This window comes from Methanomicrobia archaeon (assembly GCA_016930255.1).
Taxonomy (GTDB): Archaea; Halobacteriota; Syntropharchaeia; order Alkanophagales; family Methanospirareceae; genus JACGMN01.
The window spans coordinates 24,017-30,322 of record JAFGHB010000077.1 but is presented as its reverse complement, the minus strand read 5'-3'; the positions used below and the strand labels follow the sequence as shown (position 1 = coordinate 30,322).

General features: G+C 53.6%; 7 protein-coding genes. 4 read left to right on the top strand and 3 right to left on the bottom strand.

Going from position 1 to position 6,306, the window contains the following annotated elements:
- The 3 genes from JW878_10535 to JW878_10525 form a co-directional block, all read left to right on the top strand.
- A partial coding sequence (locus tag JW878_10535; GenBank protein ID MBN1763489.1) for a substrate-binding domain-containing protein occupies positions 1-749 on the top strand: 749 nt, incomplete at its 5' end.
- Positions 750-943: 194 nt separating this feature from the next.
- Positions 944-1,756 (top strand): ABC transporter permease, encoded by an 813-nt coding sequence (locus tag JW878_10530; GenBank protein ID MBN1763488.1) that lies wholly within the window; start codon positions 944-946, stop codon positions 1,754-1,756.
- A complete protein-coding gene (locus JW878_10525; protein ID MBN1763487.1) occupies positions 1,753-2,805 on the top strand; it encodes an ATP-binding cassette domain-containing protein in 1,053 nt (350 codons plus the stop codon). Before JW878_10530 ends, JW878_10525 begins: the two co-directional genes overlap by 4 nt.
- A gap of 20 nt (positions 2,806-2,825) precedes the next feature.
- Here JW878_10525 and JW878_10520 read toward each other — a convergent pair whose 3' ends face one another.
- Genes JW878_10520 through rpiA form a run of 3 tightly spaced genes read right to left on the bottom strand, consistent with a single transcriptional unit; the run spans position 2,826 to position 4,709 of the window.
- The gene (locus JW878_10520; GenBank protein MBN1763486.1) at positions 2,826-3,209 is read right to left on the bottom strand and encodes a hypothetical protein; all 384 of its coding nucleotides are present in this window, start codon (positions 3,207-3,209) and stop codon (positions 2,826-2,828) included.
- A 60-nt stretch (positions 3,210-3,269) separates the two neighbouring features.
- Entirely contained in the window at positions 3,270-3,986 is a 717-nt protein-coding gene (locus JW878_10515) for a (5-formylfuran-3-yl)methyl phosphate synthase (GenBank protein ID MBN1763485.1), read from the bottom strand.
- Positions 3,987-4,019: 33 nt separating this feature from the next.
- Complete coding sequence (gene rpiA / locus JW878_10510; protein ID MBN1763484.1) at positions 4,020-4,709, bottom strand: ribose-5-phosphate isomerase RpiA; 690 nt, start codon at positions 4,707-4,709, stop codon at positions 4,020-4,022.
- A 101-nt stretch (positions 4,710-4,810) separates the two neighbouring features.
- On the opposite strand from rpiA, the gene JW878_10505 reads away from it, so the two are divergent.
- Complete coding sequence (locus JW878_10505; protein ID MBN1763483.1) at positions 4,811-6,301, top strand: replication factor C large subunit; 1,491 nt, start codon at positions 4,811-4,813, stop codon at positions 6,299-6,301.
- Positions 6,302-6,306 lie beyond the last annotated feature (5 nt).

The following is a 6,306-nucleotide window of genomic DNA, read 5'->3' as shown; positions in this document are numbered from 1 at the left end:
TCTTCGGGTTCTCGAATCCGAACGATGACCCCTGTGGCTATCGATCAGTCATGGTCTTCCAGCTCGCAGAGTTCAATTACGGCGATGATCAGATCTTTGATGATCTTATCCTTGCGAATACAGCGATCACGGTCCGTGAGGAAGCGGATGGAACCTATTACATAACGACGCCTGAGGATCTGCAGCCGAACACCGAGAAGGCAGACATACGCCCGAAGTCGGTCGAGCTGGTGGCCTTTGTGGAGGAAGGCGGGCTGGACTATGCCTTTGAGTACCGGAGCGTAGCCGTGCAACACAATCTCGCGTTCGTCGATCTCCCGCTGGGCATCGATCTGAGCGCGGTGGAATATGCAGACACCTACAAGAAGGTCCAGGTTGAGCTCGCGTCTGGAAGCGTCCAGACAGGAGCACCGGTCGTGTACGGGATAACAGTACCATCGGTTGCTGATAATCCGGAAGGGGGTATGGAGTTCGTGAAATTCGTCATCGGCGAATCAGGCCAGCAGATCTTTACGGACAACGGGCAGCCACCCATCGTGCCACCCGCGGGCAGCGGCGAGGTCCCTGCTGAGCTTCTGGACTTGGTGGAGATGGAAACCACACCCACACCTACACCCAGCTCAACAGCGACGCCTGAAGCGAGCCCAATGCCCACCGCAACGCCAGAAGAGCCCGGTTTCGAAGCGATCTTCGCTATTGCGGGCTTGTTAACCATCGCCTACATGGTGCTTCGCAAGAAGATGGCGTGAAGGATTCGTCCCTTACTAAACTGGTTCCGAGGGAGAGGTTTCTCCCTCCTCTTTTATTTTTAGGGTTGCTCCGACGGGATAGCCAGATGGTATGCAAGGGATCAGGCATTTACTGAAGCTGATATGATAGAGCATCTGCCGGAAGAGCTTAGTGCTCTGATGACGAAAGAAATAGTAGAGTGAGGCCGCGCACAATGAAAATCTTCTCGAGCTGGACATGGGAGCAGGTAAAGAGGGAGAAGATCTTTATCTTCTCGCTCCTGTTAGGCTCCGTTCTCGTCGCGTTCGTTGTGATCACGCTGGGAAACATGTTTTATAAGCAGGCGGAGGACTTCTCAGGGTTGATCGCAGTCGCCGTGGACCCAGTGGTACTGAAATCAATCTGGATAAGCATCTCCATGGCGCTTGCCGCGACGCTGGTTGCATTCGTCTTCGGCGTGCCGCTGGCCTATTTCCTCGCACGGAAGAATTTCTGGGGCAAGAGCGTCATTGAGGGCATCGTGGATATCCCGCTGATGATCCCGCACGTCGTCGCGGGCATTGCGCTCTATGGGGTCTTTATGCGGTACGGGGTGATTGGCGCGCCGCTGCGATCGCTGGGGATTGTCGTTACGGATGCGTACCTGGGGATTGTGGTAGCGATGCTTTTCATGAGCCTCCCGTATCTCGTCGACACGGCGCGAGAGGGTTTTAAAGAGGTAGATCCGCGATTGGAGAATGTGGCACGCTCTTTGGGTGCCTCGCATTGGCGGACGTTCCGCGAGATCTCCTTCCCGCTCGCCTTCCCGTCGATCTTGAGCGGGGCGATACTCACCTGGGGCCGCGCGATCAGTGAGTTCTCGGCCGTTCTCATTCTCGCATATCACCCGATCTCCGCGCCGATTTTAATTTACGAGAAATTTACCTCGTTTGGACTGCGAGTGTCACGCCCGATTTCCGTGCTGCTCATCTCGATCTGTCTGGTGATTTTTATAGTGCTGCGGCTGCCGCGATGGAGGAAGCGATGATTTGGGTGAAGGAGGTGTACAAGGACTGGAAGGAGTTCAAGCTGCAGGAGATCAATCTGGAGGTGAAACAGGGCGAATATTTCGTTATTCTCGGCCCCACGGGCGCGGGCAAGACGTTACTGCTCGAAACCATCGCAGGCTTCTACATCCCCGATCGCGGCGAGATCTGGATTGAAGGCTGGAATGTTACCTACGTCCCCTCGGAGAAGCGGGGCATCGGATTCATTTACCAGGATTATTCGCTCTTCCCACACATGACCGTGGAGCAGAACATCCTCTTCGGGCTGCGGGTGCAGAAGGCGGGCGCGACGGAAGCGAACCACACGCGAGTACGAGAAATCCTTGACTGGTTGAGCATCGCGCATCTCGCGCATCGCTATCCCGGCACGCTGAGCGGCGGCGAGCAGCAGAAGGTGGCGATCGGGCGGGCGATTGCGATCGAGCCCTCGATACTCCTATTAGATGAGCCGCTCTCCGCTTTGGATCGGCGGACGCAGGATTACATGCGTGAGGAGCTGAAACGGGTAAAGGCGGAATTCGGGATCACGATGGTGCACGTGACGCACGATCAGACGGAGGCGATGCTGCTCGCGGATCGCATCGCGGTGATGATGCGGGGCCGGGTCGTGCAGGTGGGCACGCCACAGGAGATTTTTCATAAGCCACTGAACGAGGAATTGGCTGATTTCGTGGGCATGGAGAATATACTGTACGGGGTTATTCGCCAAAACGAGGGCGGTATCGCAGAGATAGACGGGGATATGATAGGACCCATCTGTGCCGTCTCCGAGTATACTGATGGGGCAGTAAAGATCTTCGTTCGACCCGAGGACATCATCTTGTCCCGGAACAAGGACGGCAGCAGTGCGCGAAACGTCTTGCGAGCACGCATTCTTGAGCTGCAGGATATGGGCGCGGTAACTCGGGTGAAACTGGACACCAGGCTTGTCGCGCTTATCACGAAGCAATCCCGTGAGGATCTAGGGCTGCAAAAAGGGGATGACGTCTACGCAACCTTCAAAGCGACGTCGGTTCACGTGGTACGCTGATAACAGCAAGTCGGTCTATTCTATTCTGACAGCGTCTTTTCTTCTGCGACACTACTGATAATCTGGTTAAGCACGTTGGCAAACCCTTTAAAGCTCTCTCCTACCTCGATCTGCTCATCAGGCGAGAGTTTCGCGGGATCTTTATCCTCGAGCAGCTTCCATTTCGTCATGAGAGCCGAGGCTTGATCCATCAATTCCGGATTGGCCTCCATTACCGTGAACAAATCGCGGTTGTCCGATTGGAAGAGCCGCTTCATAAGTTCATCCAAGCCACTCAGTTCTTTCTCCAGCTTCGTCAGCTTCCCCATCATAATGAGCATGTCGCCGAAGTTGAGCAAACCTGTCGTTAGCTCACTTAATTCTTTGTTCGAGAGTTTTCGATCCTTTATTTCCGTATTAGCCATTTTTATCATCACGTACCTTATTCAACGTTTACTTACCTGTGCCCACCCCACCAAACGTACTTACTCCGAAACTTTCCTTCGCAGTTCGGTCACCAACTCCTCTTGCACCTGAGAGTTTCTATCGCCGCCGCAGACCATGCCGCGAACGCCGAGTATATCCGGTGCGATCCGTTTTATCGCGGGTATATCCTCGAAGGTGAACGAACCCGCAAGGGCGGTCTCCAATCCAAGCGCCTTCGATTCCGAGACGAACGTCGTCAGCTCATCCTCGCTGAGGAACTCGAAGGTGGTCTTGCCGTCCTTTATGCCCGTGTCCACCATTGAGACGTCGATCTCCACTTCTTTACCGATTTCGGCGATTTCAAACGGTGAGATCGAATTGATTCGTTTATAATCAGAATAGAAGGCGGAAACCACTTTCTTTGTCGGATCGAAACCTTTCACTGCTTTTACCACGCCGCTCAGCAGATCGATCGCCTCTTCCCGCGTTTTTATCCTGAAGAGCCCGATCTTGATGTAATCGGCACCGACGGACGCCGCGCCCAAAGCAGCCAGAGACGCCGTTCCCGGCTTGTAATAAAAGTCCCCGATCGCCGCGCTCATCTCCATGCCATTGCCGCCTTCCTTATCCACCAGTTCCTTGATCGACCTGATGACCCAGGGGAAATTAGCGCCCAAAGAACCCTCCTTGGGATTCTTCACGTCTACAATATCCGCATTCCCACGAATCACCGACTTCGCCTCCTCCAAATCTCTCGGGCTTACCAACAACTTCATCTTTTCGGCCTCTCTCTTCTCTTTATGTTTAATCTAGTCTCTCCTTAATACCTTAACCCCTTTTTCAGTTCCTACATAGACCTCAGTAGCATTTGTAAATATCCCATGCTCGACGGAGCCAACGACAGAGGAAAGCGCGACATTCATCTCTTCCGGGTTGCGAATAGCGCCGAAATCCGCGTCGATTACGAGATTGCCGTGTTCCGTAGCGAAGTAGCCGCCTCTACTTCCGTCAAGCCTCAAAACCGGTGTGCCCCCGAGTTCTCTCACCTGTTTCTCTACCACTTTCACCGCGTAGGGTAAAACCTCCAAAGGCACCGGCTTAGTGAGCTGCTCTCCTACTTTTTCCTCTTCGACACAGATAACTCGCCTCTGCGCTGCATACGAGACGATCTTCTCCCTGGTATGCGAGCCCCAGCCCCCTTTGAGCAAATTGATGTGCGCATCTACCTGATCCGCGCCGTCGATGCAGATAGCCAAATCGGGATGCTCGGAGAGCGTGGTAAGCGGGACGCCGCATTCTATTGCGATCGTTTCTGTTCTCAACGAAGTGGGAACGCCAACGATCCTGAGTCCTTCCTCTTCTATCCTCTTACCGATGTTCCGTATCGCGAGTTCTGCTGTAGATCCCGTACCGAGACCCACCGCCATACCGTCTTTTATCAAAGCGGACGCGGCTTCTGCTGCCTTTTCCTTCTCCCGCCTCTTTTTATCCTCACTCATTGCTGCTCTACTTTGGAATGCCCTCTTCTTAAATAAGAATTTTTTCTGTTTTTTCTGGCAGAACGAAAGATATTAAGCCGACTTGGCCAATGATATAGTAAATGGAAAAGGGCAGCCTGGAATGGACCGAGCAATATCGCCCAACGAGGTTGCGAGAGGTCGTTGGTAACGAGCAGGCAATAGAGGAGTTGCGCGAATGGGCAGACGGCATAAATAGGCCGAAGTCGAAGAAGGCTGCTGTTCTCCACGGCCCCGCAGGTTGTGGTAAGACGTCCGCGGCGTACGCTCTTGCGTCCGAGAAGGGTTGGGAGGTAATCGAGCTAAACGCATCGGATAAGCGCAGTGCGGGCGTGATAAAAGATATCGTCGGTCCCGCGTCTACGAGCACGACGTTCAGTCACACGACGCGCTTGATCATTCTGGACGAGGCGGACAACCTGCATGGTAATGAGGACCGCGGTGGCACGAGGGCGATAACAGAGATCGTGAAAAAGAGCACGCAGCCGATAATCCTTACGGCAAACGACAAATACGGAATGGGACAGGGTTTACTGCGTACGTGCACGGTTATTGCGTTCCATCGTATAAAACCAGGCACGGTCTTCCGCTTGCTGAAGAAGATAAGCGAGCAGGCGGCACTCGATATAGAAGATGGTGCTCTGATCAGTCTGGCGAAGAACGCGCATGGCGATTTGCGGTCCGCGATCAATGACCTGCAGGCGCTGTCACTCGCTGGATCAGGCATGCAGCGAATCCGTGAAGAGGATATAGCGACCGACGATCGAGATAGAGAGGAGGACATTTTCGGCGTTTTGAAGCTGATCTACGGTGTTGAGCGCTACGAGCTGCAAGAGGCGCTTTCCGCGCTTTACAGCCTTGACAAGACACCAGAGGAGAGTATCCAGTGGGTCTACAAGAATTTTTCATACGAGTACGATGACGAAAGTTTCATGCACGGTTTGCGGTACCTGAGCAGGGCGGACATGTTTTTAGGACGCGTGCGACGGCGCGAGAATTACAAGTTCTGGCGCTATGCATCCAGTTTAATGGCAGGTAGCGTGCTTTCCGCAAAAGAGCTGCATGCAGAGAAGAAAAACGGATGGGAACGACGCAAACCGCGCTATTTCCAGTCGCCGTGGTTCCGAGCGAAGCTTCCGGAAGGCGAGGCGCGGAAATCAGGGCCCGTACAAGACGAACTCGCGAGAAAGATAGCGCGCTATAGCAAGGTGCCCCAGAGCTACGCGCTCTTTTTTATCGTGCCGTTCTTACCAGTCTTCTTTAAGGACGGGAGAAAAGCCACTGAGATAACGGCGTCGTTGCACCTGGACGTACCGCAGATCGCGTTCCTGTTGGGCGATACCGGCAAAGAGAACGCGAAGCAGATCTACCAGAATGCGCTTACCGCAACAGCAACGGAACGAGGAACGGAACGTGTAACGAGAATAGAGCGTACCGTTAAGGCTGACGTTAACGAGGCAGATGAGGCAGAAGAAAAACACCCGAAAACGCGAGAATCAGAGCTAGAAGAAAAAAGCGCGGTAGCCGACGAGGTAGAAACAAAGAATCAAAAGACACTAACTGATTTCTTTTAGGTTGA